This is a genomic window from Salinisphaera sp. S4-8, from assembly GCF_040361235.1.
Classification (GTDB): domain Bacteria; phylum Pseudomonadota; class Gammaproteobacteria; order Nevskiales; family Salinisphaeraceae; genus Salinisphaera.
This window is the reverse complement of sequence record NZ_APNF01000002.1, coordinates 348,686-369,999: the sequence shown is the minus strand read 5'-3', so window position 1 is coordinate 369,999 and position 21,314 is coordinate 348,686. Positions and strand designations below refer to the sequence as shown.

Below are 21,314 nucleotides of genomic sequence, written 5' to 3'. Positions count from 1 at the left end.
GGCAATGTAACGGTTGCCGATGACAAGGCCAAGCCGGCCCGCGTGGGACTGGCCCGATTTATCGCTCAGCGCGCGGAAAACTCGTGTACGGCGTCCACCAGGGCTGCGACATGGTCGGGGTCGACCTGCGGCGTGACCCCGTGGCCAAGGTTGAACACATGGCCCGGATGATCGCCGAAGCGGTTGAGCACATCGGCCACGTTTTCACGGATGACCTCGGGCTTGGCATAGAGCATGGCCGGGTCGAGATTGCCCTGTAGGGCGACCTTGTCCCCCACGCGCGCCCGCGCTTCGTCGATATCGATGGTCCAGTCCAGGCCCAGCGCATCGCAGCCGGTGGCGGCCATGGCTTCCAGCCAGGGGCCGCCGCCCTTGGTGAACAGAATGACCGGCACCTTGCTGCCGTCCGGCGTGTCGTCGAGTTGTTCGACGATGCGCTGCATGTAGGCCAGCGAAAACTCACGATAGGCTGCCGGGGTGAGCACGCCGCCCCAGGTATCGAATATCTGCACGGCCTGGGCGCCCGCTGCGATCTGGGCATTGAGATAGGCCGCGACCGAGCGCGCGAGGATATCCATGAGCTGATGCAGCGACTCGGGCGCGTTGTACATCAACGCCTTGATGTGCTGATAGTTTTTCGACGGCCCGCCTTCAACCATATAGGTGGCCAGCGTCCACGGGCTGCCGGCAAAGCCGATCAGCGGTGTCTTGCCGTCGAGTTCGCGGCGGATCAGGCGCACGGCGGCCGGGACATAGCCGAGGCTTTCCTCGATATCCGGTACGCGCAATTTCGCGATCTCATCGGGCGTGCGCACCGGATGATGGAAATGCGGGCCTTCGCCGGCCACGAAATGCAGGCCCAGACCCATGGCTTCCGGAATCGTGAGGATGTCGGAAAACAGGATCGCGCCGTCGAGGGCAAAGCGTCGCAACGGTTGCAGCGTGACTTCGCAGGCCAGCTCCGGGTTCTGGCACAGGTCGAGAAAGCTGCCGGCCTGTTCGCGCAGCTTGCGGTATTCGGGCAGGTAACGACCGGCCTGGCGCATGAGCCAGACAGGGGTGACATCGACGGGTTCGCGCTTGAGCGCACGCAGCAGACGATCGTGGGACATAAGGCACTCGCAACGCACGCGACGCTCGGCCGCGCGAAGAATGGGACGGCGCGCAGTTTAACGGCTTGGCCGGGCGGGGCATACCGCCGGCCTGTTCAGGCGTTGGCGCGCGGCTAGCGGGCGGCGATCGCCTGGCTGATTTCGCGCTGAATTGCGACTGCGGCCGCGCGCGGATCGTCGGCATTACGGATCGGCCGGCCCACCACCAGATAGTCCGCGCCGGCGGCAATCGCTGCCGTGGGCGTCATGACCCGTTTCTGATCGTCGGGCTCGCCTTCGTCGTTGGCGACAGGGCGAATGCCGGGGGTAACCGCGATCAGCTTCTCGGGCGCGTGGGCGCGCAGGTTGGCGACTTCCATGCCCGACGAAATCACGCCGTCGCAGCCGGCCTCCAGAGCCCGCTTGGCACGGGAAAGCACCAGCGATTCGATATCGCAGGCAAAGCCCATGTCGTCCAGGTCGCCCTGGTCGAGGCTGGTGAGGGCGGTGACCGCAAGAATACGCGAGCTGCCGCTGCGCGCCTCGGCGGCGGCTTCCATGACCTGCTGGTTGCCGTGCACGGTGATGAAGTCGATATCGCGCGCGCATAGCCGGCGTACGGCGGCGGCAACCGTCGCCGGCACGTCGAACAGCTTCACGTCGACGAAAACCTTCTTGCCGCGTGCCTTGAGCCAGTCGACCAGTTCGAAATAGCCCGGCGCCATGGCCAGTTCGAGGCCGACCTTGTAGAAATTCACTGCATCGCCCAGCTGGTCGACCAGTGCACGCGCGGCCTCGGCGTCAGGTACGTCGAGCGCGAAGATGAGGCGGTCGATATCGGCAATGGGGCGCAAGGCGTGCTCCAGTCAGCGGTCTAGTTCGCGGCGCGTGGCAGAGCCGACGCGCCGCGTGAAAAGGCGATCGATCAGGCCGCGTTGCCGGATTCGCCGACGCCGACCTGCAGATAGTCGAGAATGCCCTTGGCGGCTTCCCGGCCTTCGAACACCGCGGTGACGACCAGGTCGGAGCCGCGCACCATATCGCCGCCGGCAAAGATCTTGGGATTGGTGGTCTGGTGCTTGAAGCGACCCTTGCCGGGGGCAATCACGCGACCGCCGTCGTCGATATCCACGCTGTGCGTGTCGAACCATTCCTGCGGGTTGGGGCGGAAACCAAAAGCGATAATCACGCGATCGGCTTCGATGACTTCCTCGGTGCCCGGGACCGGCTCGGGTCGGCGCCGCCCCCGTTCATCCGGCGCGCCCAGCTTGGTGGTGACGACCTTGATACCTTCGACTTTGGTGTCGCCAACGATCTCCACCGGCTGGCGGTTGAACATGAACTCCACGCCTTCCTCGCGCGCGTTCTGAAATTCGCGCGCCGAGCCGGGCATGTTCTCTTCGTCGCGACGATAGGCGCAGATAACCTTCTTGGCGCCCTGGCGGATCGAGGTGCGGTTGCAGTCCATGGCGGTATCGCCGCCACCGAGTACCACCACGCGCTCACCGCGCATGTCGATGAAGTCGCGCGGATTCTTTTCCAGGCCCAGTTCGCGGTTGATGTTGGCCACCAGGAAAGGCAGCGCTTCGTGCACACCGTCGAGATCCTCGCCCGGGAAACCGCCTTTCATGTAGGTATAGGTGCCCATGCCCATGAATACGGCATCGTATTCTTCCATGAGGTCTTCGATCTGGACGTCCTTGCCCACTTCGCAGCCCAGGCGGAATTCCACGCCCATGCCTTCCATGACCTCGCGGCGGGTTTCGACCACGCTCTTTTCGAGCTTGAATGGGGGAATGCCGAAGGTGAGCAGGCCGCCGATACGCGGGTACTTGTCGAACACCACGGCCTTGACGCCGCTGCGCACGAGGATATCCGCCGCGCCCAGGCCCGCCGGGCCGGCGCCGATCACGGCGACCTTCTTGTCCGTCCACACCACGTTCGAGACATCCGGACGCCAGCCCTGCTTGAAGGCCTCGTCGGTGATGTATTTCTCGACCGAGCCGATGGTGATGGCGCCGAAGCCGTCGTTCATCGTACAGGCGCCTTCACACAGGCGATCCTGCGGACAGATACGGCCACAGATCTCGGGCAGGGTGTTGGTGGCGTGCGACAGTTCGGCCGCCTCGAACAGATTGCCCTCGTTGACGAGCTTCAACCAGTTCGGGATGTAGTTGTGGACCGGGCATTTCCATTCGCAGTAGGGATTGCCACAGGAAATACAGCGCCCGGCCTGCTGGGAGGCGGTTTCCTTGTCGAACTGGCCGTAGATTTCGGCGAATTCGTGGATGCGTACCGGCACCTCGACCTTTTTCGGGTCCTGGCGCGGCATGTCGAGAAACTGCAAATGATTCTTTGCCATTGCTAACCTTTAGTCGTTACGCAGCCCGCGCCACGCCTGTTGAAGAGCAGGCGCGGCGCGGCCCCTTTCTGCGGCGTGATCAGGCCGCGCGATTGAGCGTATCCAGGATCGTTTCCACGCTCTCGGCCTTGGGCTTGACCAGCCAGAACTGGCCGATGTAATCGCGGAAATCCTCCAGGATTTCGGCGCCCCAGGCGCTGCCGGTTTCGGCCACGTGGGCTTCGATCATCTCGCGCAGATAGTGGCGGTGGGCTTCCATGTTCTCGGAAACCAGCCGATGGATGTCGATCAGCTCGTGATTGTAGCGGTCGACGAACTCACGTTTTTCATCCAGCACATAGGCCAGACCGCCGGTCATGCCGGCGCCGAAGTTCACGCCGGTATGGCCGAGCACGACCACGCAGCCGCCAGTCATGTATTCACAGCCGTGATCGCCAATGCCTTCCACGACCGCGGTCGCCCCCGAGTTACGCACGCCAAAGCGTTCGCCGCCCATGCCGGCGGCATACAGCGCGCCGCCGGTGGCGCCGTACAGACAGGTGTTGCCGATAATGGCTGCATCGCGGGCGACGAAGCCGGCATCCCGCGAGGGGCGGATCACCAGCCGACCGCCGGCCATGCCCTTGCCAACATAGTCGTTGGCATCGCCTTCGAGATACATATGCAGGCCGCCGGCGTTGAACACGCCGAAGCTCTGGCCGGCCGTGCCGGTGAGCTTGAGCGTTATCGGCGCGTCTTCCATATCCAGATTGCCGTGGCGACGTGCGATTTCGCCGGACAAGCGCGCGCCGAGCGAGCGGTTGTTGTTGTGCACGTCGTATTCGAAGGTGCCGCCGGTCTTGTTTTCGATCGCATCCAGCGCGTCGGCCACCATCTGTTCGGCCAGCTCGCCCTTGTCGAAGGGCTCGTTGTGCGGATCCAGACACTGGGTGGGGATATCGTCGGCCAGCCCGCCCTTGGACAGGATCGGTTCCAGATCGAGACCCTGCTGCTTCGGCGTTTCGCCCGGCAGAATTTCAAGCAGATCGGTGCGCCCGATCAGCTCGCCGAGCGAGCGCACGCCAATCTTCGCCATCAGTTCGCGCGTGTCCTGGGCGATGAAGCCAAAGAAGTTCTGCACCATCTCGGGAATGCCGATGAAATGGCGTTCGCGCAGCACCTCGTTCTGGGTGGCGACACCCGTCGCACAGTTGTTGAGGTGGCATACGCGCAGATACTTGCAGCCGAGTGCGACCATCGGGCCGGTGCCAAAGCCGAAGGATTCGGCGCCCAGAATCGCGGCCTTGATGACGTCGAGGCCGGTCTTGAGGCCGCCATCGGTCTGTACGCGCACCTTTTCACGCAGGTCGTTGGCGCGCAGCGTCTGCTGGGTCTCGGAGAGGCCGAGCTCCCAAGGCGTGCCGGCATAGCGTACCGAGGTGAGCGGGGAGGCGCCCGTGCCGCCGTCGTAGCCGGAAATGGTGATCAGATCGGCGTAGGCCTTGGCCACGCCGGCCGCGATCGTGCCCACGCCGGGGCCCGAGACGAGCTTGACCGACACCAGCGCCTGCGGATTGACCTGCTTGAGGTCGAAGATCAGCTGGGCCAGATCCTCGATCGAGTAGATATCGTGATGCGGCGGCGGCGAAATCAGCGCCACGCCCGGCTTGGAATAGCGCAGGCGGGCGATCATTTCGTTGACCTTGTGGCCGGGCAGCTGACCGCCTTCGCCGGGTTTCGCACCCTGGGCGATCTTGATCTGCAGCACTTCGGCGTTGACCAGATAGTGCGGGGTCACGCCAAAGCGGCCCGATGCTACCTGCTTGATCTTCGACATCTTGTCGGTGCCGTAGCGGGCCGCGTCTTCGCCGCCTTCGCCCGAGTTCGAGCGCCCGCCCATGCGGTTCATGCCCTGGGCCAGCGATTCGTGGGCCTCGGGCGACAGCGCGCCCAGCGACATGCCGGCCGAGTCGAAACGCGGCGTGATGTCTTCGATGGGTTCGACATCGTCGATCGAGATCGGCTCGATATCGTCGCGCAGCTTGAACAGGTCGCGCAGCACCGACACGGGCCGGCCCTGCACGATATCGGCGTACTCGCGGTACTTGGCGTAGTCGCCGGTCGACACGGCGTCGTGCAGCGTGGCGATCACGTCCGGGTTGTAGCAGTGATATTCCTGGCCATGCACGAACTTGAGCAGCCCGCCCTGGTTGATGGCCACGCGCGGGTTCCAGGCGTTCTGGGCCAAACGGGCGATATCGGCCTGCAGATGGGCAAAGCCAGCACCGGCGACACGGCTGACCGTACCCTTGAAGCAGGTGTCGGTCACCGCGTGGTCCAGGCCCACGATCTCGAACAGCTGCGCGCCGCGGTAGCTTGTGACCGTGGAAATGCCCATCTTGGACATGATCTTGTACAGACCCTTGTTAATGCCCTTGCGATAGGTCGCACAGAGCTCATCCGGGTCGCGGCTGTCGATCTGGCCGCAGCGCACCAGATCGTTGAGGCTTTCATAGGCCAGATACGGATGGATCGCGCTCGCCCCGTAGCCGATCAGGCAGGCGAAGTGGTGCGCATCGCGGGCACTGGCGGTATCCACCACCAGATTGGCGTCGCAGCGCAGATTCTCGCGGGTCAGGCGATGATGAATCGCGCCGGTGGCCAGCAGGGCCTGGATCGGCAGCTTGCCCTGTTCGATCTCGCGATCGGAGAGCACGATGACGGTCTTGCCGGCGTTGACCGCATCCACCGCCTGATCGCAGATCGTGGCGATCGCATCGGACAGCGCGGTGTTCGCGTCGTAGTTCAGGTCGATGATCGTATGCGCATAGTCGTCATCGTCGATCGACAGCAGGCGCCGGAATTTGCCGGTCGAGAGCACCGGCGAATCCACGACCAGACGCTTGGCGCGTGCTTCGTTTTCCTCGAAGACATTGCGTTCGCGCCCGAAGCAGGTCTCCAGTGACATGACGATACGCTCACGCAGCGAGTCGATCGGCGGGTTGGTGACCTGGGCGAACTTCTGGCGGAAATAGTCGTAGATCACCCGATCCACGCGCGAGAGCACCGGAAACGGCGTGTCATCGCCCATGGAGCCGGTGGCTTCCTGACCGGCTTCGGCCAGCGGACGCAGCACCTGGTCGCGCTCTTCGAACGACACATGGAAGAGCTTTTCGTAGACCTTGACCTGCTCGCGCTCCATCCAGGCTTCGTCGCGGGTGTCCGCCAGCCGCGATTCCAGCATGCGCGCGTTCTTTTTCAGCCACTGCTTGTAGGGGGCACGGCTGGCCAGGCGCTTGTCGATTTCCTGCGGCTTGATCAGTTCGCCGTTTTCGGTATCCACGGCGATCATGTCGCCGGGCTTGAGGCGGCCCTTGGCGACGACGTCCGCCGGGTTGTAGTCCCAGACGCCGATTTCGGAGGCCAGGGTGATATGGCGATCCTTGGTGATCACATAGCGCGCCGGGCGCAGGCCGTTGCGATCCAGGCAGCAGGCCGCATAGCGCCCGTCGGTGAGCACGATGCCCGCCGGGCCGTCCCAGGGCTCCATATGCATGGAGTTGTACTCGTAAAACGCACGCAGATCGGCCGACATGTAGTCGACGTTCTGCCAGGCCGGCGGCATCAGCAGGCGCATGGCATAGAAGATGTCCATGCCGCCCGCGAGCAGCACTTCGAGCATGTTGTCGAGGCTTTGCGAGTCCGAGCCGGTGGTGGAGACCAGCGGCAGGATCGATTCGAGATCGGGCAGCTTGTCGGAGGCGAACTTGTTCGCCCGCGCGGTCGACCAGTTGCGGTTACCCGTGACCGTGTTGATCTCGCCGTTGTGCGCCAGATAACGAAACGGTTGGGCCAGGCGCCACTGCGGCAGCGTGTTGGTGGAAAAGCGCTGATGGAATACACACAGCGAGGTTTCCAGGCGCTCGTCGGCCAGGTCCTTGTAGAACACCGGCAGATAGCTGGGCATGACCATGCCCTTGTACGACAGCACATGCGCCGACAGCGACGGCACATAGAAGACATCGTCGTCGGGCAGCGCATTTTCCGTGCGCCGGCGTGCGAACACCAGCTTGGATTCGAACAGCGCGTGGTCCATCTCCGCCGGGGCGTTCACGAACAACTGTTCGAGATGGGGCAGGGTTTCAAGCGCCTGATTGCCACAGGCGGACTGCGCATCGATGGGCACTTCGCGCCAGCCGGCGACGGCAAGCCCTTCGTCCTCGAGCTGGCGGCCCAGCTCGGCCTTGGCTGCGTCGCGCTGGTTGGCGTCGGGATTCAAGAAGACGATGCCGCTGGCGTAATGATCGGCCAGTTCGATGCCGGCTTCCTGGGCGATCGTGCGCAGGAAGGCATCCGGCTTTTTCATCAGAATGCCGCAGCCGTCGCCGGTCTTGCCGTCGGCTGCCACCGCGCCGCGGTGGGTCAGGCGCTCGAGCGCGCCGATCGTCGTCTTGACCAGCCAATGGCTCGGCTGGTTGTCCATATTGGCGATCAGGCCGAAGCCGCAGGCATCTCGCTCGAACTCTGGCGAATAGAGTCCGCCTTTCAACTGGTGCATTTTTAGTCCTCGGGTCAGATTCGGCTCGCTCGCGGAGCAATTCCGGATGCCGAATGCCGTATCGGAAAAATCGTGTGTCGCGGTCAGGCCGCCTGGATGATCACACTATACGGCGCAACGGGCCGTCATGATGCCGCGGCCTCATGCAAGGCGCCGACAACAAGCCCACGTTGGACAAAAGTATAAAAGGCGGTCGGGAAGCAATCAATCGGCGCGGGGCCGATTGGCGCGCGATCGCCCGGCGCTGCGTTATTTTGCGAAATAGCGTTTCAGCGTCGCATCGAGTGCGTTGCCATAGTCGCGCGTGACCACCGCATCGCCGATATCGCGCATCAGCACGAGCCGAAGCGTGCCGGCCGCTACTTTCTTGTCGCGGGCCATGAGCGAGCGGATACGCGCGCTATCCAGTTCGCGCGGCGGGGCGATCGGCAGATTGGCCGCCGCGATAATACGTTCGATATGTGCGCACTGATCGGTGTCGAGCCAGCCCAGGCGCTGGGCGGTATCCGCGGCCATGCACATGCCTGCGGCTACGGCTTCGCCGTGTAGCCACTGGCCGTAGCCGAGCTCGGCCTCGAGCGCGTGGCCATAGGTGTGGCCCAGGTTGAGCAGGGCGCGCTGGCCGGCTTCGCGCTCGTCGGCGGCCACCACCTCGGCCTTGTTCGCACAGGATCGACGGATGACTTCGATCAGCGCATCGGCATCGCGCGCGTTGATCGCGGCCATGTTCGTATCCAGCCAGTCCAGAAACGGTCGGTCGCGAATCAAGCCGTACTTGATCACTTCGGCCATGCCCGCGGCAAATTCGCGTGCCGGCAGGCTATCGAGCACCGCCACATCGGCCAGAACCCGGGTCGGCTGATGAAAGGCGCCGATCATGTTCTTGCCGAGCCGATGATTGACACCGGTCTTGCCGCCCACCGACGAGTCCACCTGGGCGAGCAGGGTAGTGGGCAGTTGCACGAAGTCGATCCCGCGCTGGTAGCTTGCCGCAGCGAAGCCGGCGATATCCCCGACCACGCCGCCGCCGAGGGCGACAATGGTCGCGTCGCGCCCATAGCCGTTCTCCAGCAGTCGGTCGTAGATCGTATCCAGGGTGGCCAGCGTCTTGTACTGCTCGCCGTCGGGCAGTACGAGCGTATCGACTTCGTGCTCGGCCGACAGCGCGTGTTCGACAGCGCGGGCATAGAGCGGGGCGACCGTGTCGTTGCTCACGATGAGCACGCGTTGACCGCGAATCGCGCCTGCATAGGCGCTCGGGTCTTCGATAAGGCCGCGCGCGATCACAATATCGTAGCCACGCTCACCGAGTTCGACGCGCAGGTCAGTGCGCGCGGTGTGGGTGTCCGCCTTGCTCATGCCTGCCACCGCTCAGGCTGCTTTGCCTGCGTGTCCTGGGTGTCATGATCGAAGCGAGCGGCGCCGTCCGGGCGTGGGCGCACCACAACAGTATGCGCCAGTTTGTCGTGCCAGCCCTGCTTGCGCGAATCGAAAGCGACCCAGAGCAGGCCAAGGCCCAGCGGGAAAGAGGACAGGAAATACCCCAGATACCGAATGACGAACTGGCCGGTCGTCGGGTGGCCGCCGGTACGTGCATCTGCCACCCGCGCACCCACCATCATCTTGCCGGGGGTGGCCTCGCGATATATCCAGAACGCGATAATGGCGACGGCGGGCAGCACATAGCCCAACAACACATGCGCCGGGCCCATGATCAAAGGGGCATCCACGGCAAAGAAAGCCGGGCCGTAGATGAGCCGCATCAAGGGCAGCAGAATAATCGCGGTCAGTATGGTGTCGACCAGTGAGGCGAGCACTCGAATCCAGAAGCCCGCATACACCAGCCCATGATCGGCCGGGGCGCTCACGCCGTGCCGATCGCCTCGAGCTGCTCAACGATCTCGCGAGCGAGCCGGCGTGCCTGTTGATCCCCGGTGGCCACCACGACATCGGCAATCGAGCGATAAAGCGGGTCGCGCTCTTCCATAAGACGGGCGAGCGTGGCTTCCACGTCGTCACTGCCTTCCAGGATTGGGCGGTTATTCGCCTTGCGCGTACGCGCGAGCTGTTGCTCCAGCGATGTCTCGAGATAGACCACAACGCCGCGGGCCGACAGCAGGTCGCGGGTCGATTCGTCCAGCACGGCACCGCCACCGGTTGCCATCACGGTATTGGGTTGCTCCGAGAGCTCCGCAATCATATCGCGTTCACGCTTTCGGAAACCCTCTTCGCCTTCCATATCGAAGATGAAGGAAATATCGACGCCGGTGCGCTTTTCGACCTCGTGGTCCGAATCCACGAAGGTCATGCCCTTGATCTCGGCAATGCGTCGACCGATCGTCGTTTTGCCGGCGCCCATCGGGCCGACGAGATAGATGTTTGGGTTAGCTGCCATTTACTCTCAATTCGCTCTCGGATAACGAAGGTCGGTTAGCGCGCTCGCTTTGCTGGCGCAGGACTCGACCGGGATCATCTCACTAGCAGTTTAACGCAGTTAGCCCGCCATGCGGCGGGCTAACCTGGAGTTGTCGACACAACGGCTGTACGAATGCACTTCCGAACAACTTACGGGTTTTGCGATACCGGTGCGGAATCGCGACTGATAATGTTGCGCGGCGTCGTAACCGTAATATTTAGGCGGCCCGTTTGCGGCTCGGTCGGATTATCCTCCGGTTCGAGCTCGAAGGTCACGACGTACGGTCCTCGCGCCGAGGTGCTGCGTACAGTATAACTCGATGGGCCGACGATTGAGCCGAGGGTTGTCGATGCAGTGATTGTGGTATCGGCGGGCGGCACCTGGCCGTTTCGGCCGCCAACGGCGACGTTCACGATGACGTTGCCGTTATCGAGATTGATCGTGGACGGGCTGAAATCAATGATTTGGGTGCTGTCGCTGAAGACGATAACCACCTGATCCCGAACGTTAATCGACTGCGTGTCGCAATCGAGCTCGTCCGACTGGTTGGCGCTCGGCTCGCATCGAATGCCGGTGAACTGACCGTCACCCAGATCATAATTCTTGTTGTTATTGAAATCGATATAGCGCTCGTCGCTGTCGCGGACGCCGTTTTCATTGGAGTCAACGAACGCTTCTGGGAGATCGTCGTCGATATCGAACTCGCCTTCGTCGAAGCGGCCGTTCGACGGCGACGTGTCTGCAAACGACTCTTCGCCGATCGCGGTTGCGAGAACCGTGGCGCGACCGTCTTCGGGACGTTCTTTTTGCGAGGTGAAGGTCACGCTGCAGGCCCCGCCCTGGGTCGTGCAACTGGCGCCCACAGCGCCTCCTTCGGTTGTAAACGTCACCGTCGTGTTGTCTGGCACTGGATTGTTAAAGCGGTCGGCCGCCCGAATGGTGATCTGGCTGGTTATACCGTCGAACTCTTGGCCCTCGATATTTAGCGTAGTCGCGCTCAGCGAGAAGCTGTTGTTGTCGGGCAGGCCGGTCGTGACCGCGAGGTCGCTCGATTGAGCGCTCTGCCGCTGGCCGGACGAGCCGACCGTCGTTGCTGTGACGCGCACCGAGGTAGCGACCGTGCCCGATGTGACCGTTGTGGTGGCAATGCCTTCATTGTTAGTTGTCGTGGACTCGTTGCTCAGGCTAAGACCGCCGACCTGTGTATTGAGCGAGAAATTCACGGTCTGGTTCGGCAGCGGAGAGCCGGTGCTGTTGGTGACCTTGAAGGTAACAGTGGCCTGCTCGGGGAGCGCGCCCGTGCCGCGAAGACCGATCAGCGACTGACTTACCGAATCGAATTCGATCGCGCCAAATTCGGCGGCCTCGGTTTGGATATCACCGGTCGCGGTAAGGGTTGTGTCATCGATACTGGTACGGGCAGTCACTGTATCGGTGCCCGAACAGCCCAGTGCCGTGTAGGTCGTGCTGGCGATACCGCCCTGGCTAGTCGCCACGGCCGGCGAGATACCGGCCTGTCCGGTTGACGAACAGGACGATGTGAAGAAGACCTCCACACTTTCCGTCAGGCTGTTACCGTCGCCGTCGCGAAGTCGCACGGAAAGGCTGGAGCTTTGTCCGGCCTGAAGCGTGTTATCGGCTATTTCGATTCGGCCGTTCTGAAATTCGCCGTTGTTATCCAAGGAGCCAATCTGGGGGTTAGAGTCGGCCGGGTCGGGGTTGGTCGTGCCACCGCCGCTGCCGCCGCCAGAGGAGCCGCCGCCGTTGTCGTCATCGCCGCCGGAGGTGGAGCCGCCGCAGGCGCTCAGCGCCGCGGCGAGGGCCGCGATGGTCAGCAGTTGAGAGATTGATTTGCCCGACATGTCTTGTCTTCCCCTGAAAATTCTCAAAAACGCGGTCGCGTTTGTCGCGGCTTTGGCCAAGCCCGTTAGTTATCGAGTGTGAGCTGATCCCGGAGGATCTTGGGTGTGACGAACAGCAGCAGTTCGCGCTTGTCACGCTGACGTTGGGTGCCTCGGAAAAGGCCCCCGACCAGTGGTATTTCGCTCAGGATCGGAATGCGATCCGTTTCATCCCGGTTTTCTTGTTCGTAGATGCCCCCGAGTACGACCGTTTCGCCGTCGTCAACCAGCACCTGGGTGCTCAGGCTGCGGGTATTGATCGACGGTACGCTGCCACCACCCTGTACAGCGATCGTATCACCCTGGGTGTCCTGGGTGACGTAGAGATCCATGATCACGTGTTCGTCGGGGGTGATCTGCGGCGTGACGGTCAGCCCCAGCACCGCTTCCTTGAACTCCACCGTGGCGGCACCGCTGGAAGCGGCTTCCAGATAGGGGATTTCGACACCCTGTTCGATCTTGGCTTCCTTGGCGTTGGCGGTAATCACGCGCGGCGCGGAAATGATTTCGCCACGATTTTCCGATTCCAGCGCCGACAGGGTGAGGTCGAGGTTGAATGTATCGCCGACGATACTGGTGCTAATGGTGCCCGCCGGATTGGTGACCGGTAGGTTGATGGTATAGCCGTTGTCGACCAGATAGTTACCGTCGGTGGGCGATTCGAAGGCGGCATTATCGGTCGCCGACGAGGATACGCCCAGATTGCGCGAGAACTCGCGGTTGGCGACAACGATACGCGACTCGATCAGCACCTGGCGCACCGGGATATCGAGCCGGTTGATGACATTGCGGATCTCGTCGAGCTTGTCGCGGGTTTCGTTGATCAGCAGGCTGTTGGTGCGTTCGTCGACGGTCACCTGGCCGCGCTCGGACAGCAGTGATAGTTCGCCGGTGGTGCTGCGTAGCAGCGCGGCGAGTTCGTCGGCACGGGCATAGTTGATCTGAATGATTTCCGAGCGCAGCGGCGCAAGATTCGTGGTGGCCTGCTGGGCGGCGAGTTCGGCCTGTTCGCGCGCGGCGATCTCGGCCAGCGGGGCGACGGTAATCACGTTGTTTTCGCGCCGCATGCCAAGGCCCTTGGCCTGCAGAATGATATCCAGCGCCTGATCCCACGGCACGTCTTCCAGGCGCAGGGCGATATTGCCGCTCACGCTGTCGGAGACGACCATGTTGACGTCGGCCACATCAGCGACGATCTGCAGGACCGCGCGCACGTCGATGTTCTGGAACGACAGGGAAATACGCTGGCCAGTGTACTGCGGTTCCTGGGCTTCACGCTTTTCCTGCTCGCTGGCAGTCAATGGCTGTAGTTCGATATAGAAGCGATCGCCGGTCTGGTAGGCGATCTGTTCGAAATCGGCCCCGGAAACCGGGGTAATCACGATACGGGTGCCGCCATCGCGCGACATGGCATCGATGGTTTTTACCGGTGTGGCGAAGTCGAGTACGTCCAGGCGCCGTTCGAGCGCCGTGGGAAGGGTGACCCCCGGCATATTGGCGATCACCTTGCCGCCGCGTTCGCTCACATCGACCGCGCCGTTGACGCCGTCGAGGGCAATTTCGATGCGTCCGGCCCCATCTTCGCCGCGACGAAAATCGATATCGCGAACCTGCGGGCCGCGAATCGAGGCAGCCTGGGTCTGGTAATCGCGCTCGGTGACCGGTTGCAGCGGCGTCTGCGGACGCACCGACGCACGCGTGACCTGCGGCGCGGCGTCGCCACCGATACCGATGCGAATGGTATTGCCGTTGCGGTTGACCGTGTATTCGGTCATACGGCTGAGTTCGACGACCACGCGTGTACGGTTTTCGCCGGCCGCCAACGCAATCGCCTGGACCGGGCCTTGTTCGATGCGCTGATAGCGCTCGGCGACGTCGAGTTCGGTATCCGGCAGATCAATGGACAGCCGCGCTGGCTCGTTGACCGTGAATACCGAGGGAATCGGCGCACTTTTGGCCATGGTCAGCTGGATCGTAACCTGGCTGCTGCTGCTCTGCGTCGCATCGACCGCGGTCAGCGTATTGGCGGCGGCCTGGACTGGCGCGGTGCCGGCCAGAAGCAGGGTGAGGACCAGCCACGGCCGGCCGAGCCGGCGCGTGAGCGAGGAAATACGTGCAATCGGTCTGCTCATAGTCTGCTTCTCTTTCACCGCGAGGGGGCGATCGTGGCCGGGCGTTGGATATAGCCGCCGAGGCCGTCCGGTACGATTTCGGTCAGAAGAATGCCGTTTTCGGAAATGCCGTCGATCTCGCCGTAGTTCTGGCCCAGATGCGCGCCGGTGGTCACGCGATGGACGACGCCATCGGGAGCCTGAATGAGCGCGTAGGTGACGCCGCGGCTGGTGATCGTGCCGACCATGCGCAATGCATCGAGCGGGAAGGCCTCCAGCGCCTCGCGCGGGCGGTCCGTGTCGGGCGCCAGATCGTTGTTGCGATTGACCTCGCGCGGTCGTTCGGTGGGCGTGAACGGCGTACGGCGGCCGTCCGGCTCGTAGGTATAAGGTGTATACGGCGCGATTTCGGGGATTGGCTCGATCGGCGCGGCGGGGCGTTGCTTGACCTCGGCGACGAAGGCCTTGAGATCGCGGTCATCACCGCCGCAGCCGGCCAACGCCAGGCACAGCCCGGCGATCACGCTCGCTTGCTTGTACCCCCTCATTTGGCCTGACTCCCGGCGGGCTGGGTGGTGTCGCCGGCATCTTCGAGATAGCGATACGTATTCACGGTCATGCTCATACGCAGCTCGCCGCTGTCATCACCTTCTTCGACCGGCTCTATATTGATGTTTTCGATGGTCACGATGCGCGACAGTGCAGCGACCCCCGACACGAAGCGTCCGAGCTCGTGATAGGTGCCCGTCACGATCAGGTCGTTCGGCAGAATGGCGTAGAAATCCTGCGGATTTTCCGGACGCGGCTTGAACAGTTCCTCTTCCAGACCGCTGGCGATACGCGTTTGCGAGATGTCGTTGAGCAGGCTGGGCACTTCGGTCTTGCTCGGCAGCTGCTGGAGCAGGGCACCGAACTGCAGTTGCATCGCTTCCAGCTGGGTGCGATAGGCATCGAGATTGGCCACAAGCCGCTGCTTGGATTCGAAGGTCTGCTTCAGCTCGGGCTCGCGCGCCGATACGCGTTCCAGGGTTTCCTGCTTGGGTAGCACGAAGTACCAGGTGCCAATGGCGATAATCACCGCGCACACCAGCACGATCGCAAAGCCGTAGGCCCAGGTTGGCCAGCTGCCGATATTGTTCTGATCGAGGCTACGCAGTTCCTCGACGTATTCTCCTAGACTCTTCATGAGCGCGGCGCCACTGAGGTGTTTGTCTCGGCCGCGTCGTCGTCAGCCGCCTTCTTCTGCGGGCTGTCGCCGCGCACGGTCAGGGTGAAGTCGGCGTAGCGCTGCGGACCGTTCTCGCTGGACTTGATTACGATCAGCCGTGGATCGGCGAACCAGGCGGAGTCGTCGAGGTTGACCATGTAATCGGATACGCGCGCATTCGATTCGGCCACGCCGTCGAGATTGGTGTTGTTGCCTTTCTGGCTGAGCGAGGTCAGATAAACGCCATTGGGGATGGTGTCGACCAGCTGATCGAAGTAGTGGACGATGCCCGAACGCGATTGCTGTAGCTGTTCGATGATGCGCATGCGCGTAATCAGGCTTTCGCGTGTCTTTTGAAGCGCGCGGATCTCCACGAGTTGGCGGTCGGCGATCGCGATCTGGCTTTCCAGGTAGCGATTGCGTGCCTCCTGGATCTCGGTGAGATGGTTGTAGTAGAGCATCGGTACAACGATCACCAGCACCAGACTCGCCAGTGCGGCAAACACCAGCGCGCCGAGGAACTGCTTGCGGCGGCGTTCGCGTGCGGCGGCACGCCAGTCCAGCAGGTTGATTCGAATCAGGTTACTCATCGGATCGACCTCAACGCCAGGCCGGTGGCCACCATCAACGCGGCCGCTTCGTGATCGACGTGATTGCGCCGGGCACGACTGCTGGCGAGCATCCCCGCCAGCGGATTGCCGAGCGTGACCGGGCGTGACAGATGCTGTGCGATCGCGCTTTCCAGCCCCGGATAGAGTGTTGCGCCGCCGACAAGCACGACATGTTCGACCGCTTCGTCATGAGAGCTGGCCGACAGATAAAACTGCAGTGCGCGCTCGATCTGGCCGGCCAGGCGCCCGGCGAAATCCGCGACATCGCTCGCGATTGCCGCGCCGTCGAGTTCGCCGGTGCGCAGGCGGGCACGCAACTGATCGGTGTCTTTGAGATCGTGGCGGTCGATCAGCCGGGTGGCCAGGCTATGACCGCCGAAGGACAGCTCGCGCGAATAGACGTGGCGTCCGTTGGCTTGAACGCTCAAGCGCGTCTGATGGGCGCCGACATCGAACACCCCCACGCTGGCGTTGCCCGCCAGCGCCGGGGTTTGTTCGATAAGCAGGGTCGAGGCGTTCTGTAACGCATATTCCTCGACATCCACGATCTTGACCTTGACCCCGGCCATATCGAGCGCGCCGATGCGCGCTTCGATGTTCTCGCGCCGACAGGCCACCAGCAGCACCCGGTTGACCTCCGGATTGGTCGGGTCGCGTTCGAGGACCTGGAAGTCCAGGTTGACCTCGTCGATGGCATGCGGGATGTATTGCTCGGCATCGAAACCGATCTGCTGTTCCATGTCCTCGTCGGACAGGTCGGCCGGCATGTCGATGACCTTGCTGATCACGGTGGGCCCGGATACGGCGATGGCGGCATCGCGGGTTCGCGTGCCGGCGCGCTCGAGGGCACGCGTCATGGTCGCGGCCAGCGCTTCGGGATTGACCACCTGGTCGTCGGCCACCGCATCCGATGGCAGGGCTTCGCTGGCATAGCTAAGCACGCGATACGCGCCCGGCTTGCCATCGAGTTCGAGCACCTTGACGCGCGTGGAGCTGATGTCCACACCCAGAAAAGGCCGTGTCCTCGGCTTGAAGATTTGCTCGAATCGCCCCATCCGATCCCCCTGATTGGCCTCGCGTTGCAGCTAAGGCCCGCGGAACACCCCCGTGTCCGCTACCCCTGACCCTTCTATATGGGCCGCGGCGCGAAATGCCGGGTATAACTATACTCGTAGCGCGCCGCTTGGCAATCCATGCCCTGCTTTTAAGCGTTTGAATCCGCGCGTCTAATGTTTATCGGCAGCGCGGGGCGATTTTGCAACGTCGTCGGCAAAAAAAAATCGGCCCCGGTATCATGGCCGCAGTTTTTTACGATCTGCGGCCCGCGAGCCGTACCTGCCCGATGAAAGCGATGCCGCGTGCCGCCCGTATTCTCGTATTCCTGCTTGCCGGTCTGTTATCGGCCGCGACCCTCGCGGTGCTGGTAGTTGCCGGCGTCTATCTGTACTTCGGCCCGCAGTTGCCAAGCGCTGGCGATATCGGCGATCCGGAACTCAACGAGCCGTTGCGGGTATATACCGCCGACCAAAAGCTCATCGGTGAATTCGGGCTGGAGCGCCGCTTGCCGCGTACCTACGACGAAATTCCGCCCAAGCTGGTCCAGGCGTTTGTTGCCGCCGAAGACGATCGCTTCTTCGAGCATCCGGGCGTCGATTATCAGGGCATTGCGCGTGCGGCCTATGTGTTGGCGACCACCGGTCGCAAGACCCAGGGCGGCAGTACGATCACCATGCAGCTCGCGCGTAACCTGTATTTGACCAACGACCGCACCTATGTGCGCAAGATCAAGGAAATCATCCTGGCGCTGCGGCTGGAGTCGAAGCTGACCAAGGAGCAGATCCTCGAGATCTATCTCAACAAGATCTATCTGGGCAATCGTGCCTATGGCGTGGGCGCGGCTTCCGAGGTCTATTATCACAAGCCGCTCAACGAACTCACCATCGCGCAGATGGCCATGATCGCGGGCCTGCCGAAGGCGCCGTCGCGCTACAACCCGATGGCCAACCCGGAGCGTGCGGTCGAACGCCGCAACTATGTGCTCTCGCGTATGCATGCGTTGGGCGATATCGACGACCAGACCTATGAAAGCGCGCGCGAGGCGCCGGTAACCGCGACCGCACGCGTGGCCGACGATCGCTACGAGGCCGACTATGTTGCCGAGATGGTGCGTCAGGACATGGTCGCGCGCTACGGCGACGACGCCTATACATCCGGTTTCGAAGTCACGACCACGATCGATGCCGAGCGCCAGCGCGCCGCCAACCAGGCGTTGCGCAAGGCCTTGCTCGCCTACGACAGTCGTCATGAATGGCACGGCCCGGAAGACACGCTCGATAGCGCCACGCTCGACGACGCCAAGGCGTTGAAGAGCGCGCTTGAGGAGCGGCGCGTGGCCGGCGGTCTGGTGCCGGCGGTGGTGACCGATGTGGCACGGCGTAGCGCCACGCTGATGACCGAGCGCTACGGCGAGGTCACGCTTGATGCCAAACAGATGCCCTGGCTAGGCGGCAACGATCCGGCCAGCAAACTGGTTTCGCGCGGTGACGTCGTACGGCTGGCCTATACCGGCAGCAAGGACGAAACCAAGGCCTGGACGCTGGCCGAAATCCCCAAGGTCCAGGGGGCGATGGTCGCGCTCGATCCGCATACCGGCGGTATCGAGGCGTTGGCCGGTGGGTTCGATTTTTCGTTGTCGAAATACAACCGTGCGGTCCAGGCGCAGCGCCAGCCGGGCTCGTCGTTCAAGCCGTTTCTGTATTCGGCCGCGCTTGCGCACGGGTTTACCACGGCCTCGTTGATCAACGATGCGCCGGTGGTCTACGACAGCCCGGATCTGAGCGACGCCTGGCGGCCGCAGAACTACAGCGGCCGAATCTATGGTCCCACGCGCATGCGCGAAGGCCTGGTGCATTCGCGCAACCTGGTATCGATTCGTCTGCTGCGCAGTATCGGTATCGATGCGGCAGTCGAACATATCGCCAAATTCGGTCTGCCCAAGGACCAGATTCCGCGCAATCTGTCGATGGCGCTGGGTAGCGCGTCGTTTTCGCCCTTGCAGATGGCCCAGGCCTATGCGGTATTCGCCAACGACGGCTTTGCCGTCAAACCGTATTACATCGCCCGTATCGAAGGCGGGCGGGGCAAGGTGGAATTCGAGGCCGAGCCCAAGGTGGCCTGCGCGAGTACCAGCAATTGCCCGGCTTTGCAGAACACCGGCAGTACCCACGATGCATCACGGCTGGCCGAGCGCGTGGTCGATGCCGATAACGCCTGGCTTGTCGGCGACATGATGCGCGACGTGGTCAAACGGGGCACCGGCCGGCGCGCGATGACGCTCGGGCGCAACGATCTGTCCGGCAAGACCGGCACCACCAACGACCAGATCGATGCCTGGTTCGTGGGTTTCAATGCCGATCTGGTGGGCATTAGCTGGGTCGGTTTCGACAAGCTCACGCCGATGGGGCATAGCGAAACGGGCGGCCATGCAGCATTGCCGATGTGGATCGATTTCATGCGGGTCGCCCTCGACGGCACGCCGGAAGCGATCCCGCCGCGACCGGGTAATCTGGTGGCTGTGAGTATCGACCCCGAGTCCGGCCAGCGTGCGCTCGATGGCGGCGGCATGACCGAGTATTTTCGGCCCGACAACGTACCGTCGGTCGAAGAGGCCCGCCGTTCGGGCAAGAATGCGCCCTCCAAGGAGGTGGAGCAGCTGTTCTAGGCATTCGTTCCAGGCATTTGAGCTGCCACCGCGTCTCATGCACGGTGGTGGCCAGTTGGCACGTGGATCGGGTCGGGGTTTCTCGAAACCGATACGCACTCGGCGCGGCATATTCAGGAGACGATTCGAGTCATGGCAAGCGCGCGCAAACAGGCAGCCCAGCGCCAGCATATGGCGCAGCTGGCCGCCCGTCTCATGGCCGAGCAGGGCATCCGCGATTTTCGTATCGCAAAGCAGAAAGCCGCTCAGCATCTGGGTATCGATGTGCGCAACAGCATCCTGCCCAAGAACAGCGAGATCGAAACGGCACTGGCCGAACATCAACGCCTGTTCGCCGGCGCCGAACAGCCGGCCCAGCTGCAGGCCATGCGCGAAGCCGCGCTCAAGGCGATGACGCTGTTCGCCGACTTCAAGCCGCGTCTAGTCGGCGATGTGCTGTCCGGTCTTGCCGATTCGCATTCCGATATTCAGCTGCACGTATTTGCCGAGCATTCGGAAAGCTTCGATTTTTTCCTGCAGAGCCAGGGCATTCCGTTCGAAATCGTAGAGCGGCGTTACAAGCTCGCCCGTGATCGCTATCGCTTCTATCCGGCGTTTCGGTTCGTGGCCGGAGAGCACCGTTTCGAGGCCACGCTGTTCGCCGCAACCGAGATCCGTGAGGCACCGCGCAGTCTTGTCGATGGCCAGCCCATGGCGCGTGCGAGTGCGAGCCAGCTCGAGCGCCTGCTCGCGGATGAATCGTTGCGCGCCCGACTGGCCGGGCTGTAGTCGAATGGCCGCGCCGCCGACGAGCGTGCAGCCTTGACATCAGCTTTCGTGGGGACCTTTATTGTAGTCGGCGCGATAGAGATCGCGGCCACCGAATTTGCTGCCTGGATGAGGGGATCGTATGGAAAACTTCGAGAAGATTCTGCTGGCCTACGACGGTAGCGAGCACGGCCGTACCGCGTTGCGGCGCACCTTGCCGTTGCTCGGCGCTGGCGAGGTGGAGGTGCATCTGCTGGCGGTTGTGCCGCTGACCGGGGCGGTGGCCGCCGCGGAAGGCTTTTATACCGAGAGCATGTACGAGGCCGAACGCGAGCGTATCGAGAATATCCTCGAAGAGGGGGTGACGCTGCTCAAGAATCGCGGCGTGGATGCCGAGGGCCATCTACGCGCGGGCGAGCCGGCCCACCAGATCGCGAAACTCGCCGAGGATCTGGCGGTGAATCTGGTGGTGGTCGGCCACCAGCGCCGCGGGGTGCTGGCGCGTTGGTGGCAGGGCTCGGTCGGCGCCTCCTTGCTCGACCGGCTCAATTGCAGTTTGCTCGTGGTCCAGGCCCCCGGCGAGGAAGAAGACGTCGCCGGGCCTTGATAG

The 21,314-nt window shown here is 62.9% G+C and carries 16 protein-coding genes; 3 read left to right on the top strand and 13 right to left on the bottom strand.

Annotated features, from left to right (window positions below):
• Positions 1–65: 65 nt before the first annotated feature.
• The 13 genes from hemE to pilM all read right to left on the bottom strand — a co-directional run bounded on the left by hemE (position 66) and on the right by pilM (position 17,291).
• Positions 66–1,112, bottom strand: a complete 1,047-nt coding sequence (gene hemE / locus S4A8_RS04260; RefSeq protein WP_353219164.1) for a uroporphyrinogen decarboxylase — start codon at positions 1,110–1,112, stop codon at positions 66–68.
• A 113-nt stretch (positions 1,113–1,225) separates the two neighbouring features.
• Complete coding sequence (pyrF, locus tag S4A8_RS04255; RefSeq protein ID WP_353219163.1) at positions 1,226–1,945, bottom strand: orotidine-5'-phosphate decarboxylase; 720 nt, start codon at positions 1,943–1,945, stop codon at positions 1,226–1,228.
• A gap of 71 nt (positions 1,946–2,016) precedes the next feature.
• The gene (locus tag S4A8_RS04250; protein ID WP_293627509.1) at positions 2,017–3,453 is read right to left on the bottom strand and encodes a glutamate synthase small subunit GltD family protein; all 1,437 of its coding nucleotides are present in this window, start codon (positions 3,451–3,453) and stop codon (positions 2,017–2,019) included.
• Between the two features lie 79 nt (positions 3,454–3,532).
• Entirely contained in the window at positions 3,533–7,990 is a 4,458-nt protein-coding gene (gene gltB, locus S4A8_RS04245; protein WP_353219162.1) for a glutamate synthase large subunit, read from the bottom strand.
• Between the two features lie 249 nt (positions 7,991–8,239).
• Positions 8,240–9,349: a 3-dehydroquinate synthase gene (gene aroB / locus S4A8_RS04240; protein WP_353219161.1), complete on the bottom strand. Its 1,110-nt coding sequence runs from the start codon at positions 9,347–9,349 to the stop codon at positions 8,240–8,242.
• Positions 9,346–9,858: an RDD family protein gene (locus tag S4A8_RS04235; protein ID WP_353219160.1), complete on the bottom strand. Its 513-nt coding sequence runs from the start codon at positions 9,856–9,858 to the stop codon at positions 9,346–9,348. Before S4A8_RS04235 ends, aroB begins: the two co-directional genes overlap by 4 nt.
• Complete coding sequence (gene aroK / locus S4A8_RS04230; RefSeq protein WP_353179399.1) at positions 9,855–10,385, bottom strand: shikimate kinase AroK; 531 nt, start codon at positions 10,383–10,385, stop codon at positions 9,855–9,857. Before aroK ends, S4A8_RS04235 begins: the two co-directional genes overlap by 4 nt.
• 170 nt (positions 10,386–10,555) lie before the next feature.
• Positions 10,556–12,268 carry an Ig-like domain-containing protein gene (locus S4A8_RS04225; protein WP_353179397.1) on the bottom strand — a complete coding sequence of 571 codons (1,713 nt, stop codon included), beginning with the start codon at positions 12,266–12,268 and terminating at the stop codon, positions 10,556–10,558.
• 65 nt (positions 12,269–12,333) lie between these two features.
• Positions 12,334–14,439, bottom strand: coding sequence for a type IV pilus secretin PilQ (locus tag S4A8_RS04220; RefSeq protein WP_353179395.1), 2,106 nt, complete (start codon positions 14,437–14,439; stop codon positions 12,334–12,336).
• A gap of 14 nt (positions 14,440–14,453) precedes the next feature.
• Positions 14,454–14,966 carry a pilus assembly protein PilP gene (locus tag S4A8_RS04215; RefSeq protein ID WP_353179393.1) on the bottom strand — a complete coding sequence of 171 codons (513 nt, stop codon included), beginning with the start codon at positions 14,964–14,966 and terminating at the stop codon, positions 14,454–14,456.
• Positions 14,963–15,604 (bottom strand): type IV pilus inner membrane component PilO, encoded by a 642-nt coding sequence (locus S4A8_RS04210; protein ID WP_353179391.1) that lies wholly within the window; start codon positions 15,602–15,604, stop codon positions 14,963–14,965. The genes S4A8_RS04215 and S4A8_RS04210 overlap by 4 nt, the downstream gene beginning before the upstream one ends.
• Positions 15,601–16,215, bottom strand: coding sequence for a PilN domain-containing protein (locus tag S4A8_RS04205; RefSeq protein ID WP_353179389.1), 615 nt, complete (start codon positions 16,213–16,215; stop codon positions 15,601–15,603). Before S4A8_RS04205 ends, S4A8_RS04210 begins: the two co-directional genes overlap by 4 nt.
• Positions 16,212–17,291: a type IV pilus assembly protein PilM gene (pilM, locus tag S4A8_RS04200; RefSeq protein WP_353219159.1), complete on the bottom strand. Its 1,080-nt coding sequence runs from the start codon at positions 17,289–17,291 to the stop codon at positions 16,212–16,214. The genes S4A8_RS04205 and pilM overlap by 4 nt, the downstream gene beginning before the upstream one ends.
• Before the next feature lie 287 nt (positions 17,292–17,578).
• Here pilM and S4A8_RS04195 point away from each other — a divergent pair, with 287 nt between their 5' ends.
• From S4A8_RS04195 to S4A8_RS04185, 3 genes are all read left to right on the top strand, one after another.
• Entirely contained in the window at positions 17,579–19,957 is a 2,379-nt protein-coding gene (locus S4A8_RS04195; protein WP_353219158.1) for a penicillin-binding protein 1A, read from the top strand.
• A 132-nt stretch (positions 19,958–20,089) separates the two neighbouring features.
• Positions 20,090–20,725: a hypothetical protein gene (locus S4A8_RS04190; RefSeq protein WP_353219157.1), complete on the top strand. Its 636-nt coding sequence runs from the start codon at positions 20,090–20,092 to the stop codon at positions 20,723–20,725.
• Between the two features lie 121 nt (positions 20,726–20,846).
• Positions 20,847–21,311: a universal stress protein gene (locus tag S4A8_RS04185; protein ID WP_353179383.1), complete on the top strand. Its 465-nt coding sequence runs from the start codon at positions 20,847–20,849 to the stop codon at positions 21,309–21,311.
• The last annotated feature ends 3 nt before the right edge of the window (positions 21,312–21,314 follow it).